General features: G+C 32.2%; 1 protein-coding gene. It reads right to left on the reverse strand.

Annotated elements, in window-relative coordinates:
* Positions 1–202 (reverse strand): hypothetical protein (locus B4237_RS05455; protein WP_286942058.1); only part of this gene is annotated, 202 nt, incomplete at both ends.

The following is a 202-nucleotide window of genomic DNA, read 5'->3' on the forward strand; positions in this document are numbered from 1 at the left end:
ATATCATGTTGAGTTTTGCCATTTAGTAGATTATTAAAATAATAATCGTAATAAGCGGTTAAATTATTTAAGCGTAGTGGATGTCTGCTATAAAAAGGGTTTACCTTTGACTTAGAATTCCTGCCTTTTGTTCTACTTGCGAGAAATTGCGGGTGGTTCATGAATTCATCAAACTGGCTTTGCTCTATGATGATATTTTTAT

The sequence above is a fragment of the Acinetobacter sp. UBA6526 genome, from assembly GCF_002434875.1.
Lineage (GTDB): Bacteria > Pseudomonadota > Gammaproteobacteria > Pseudomonadales > Moraxellaceae > Acinetobacter > Acinetobacter venetianus.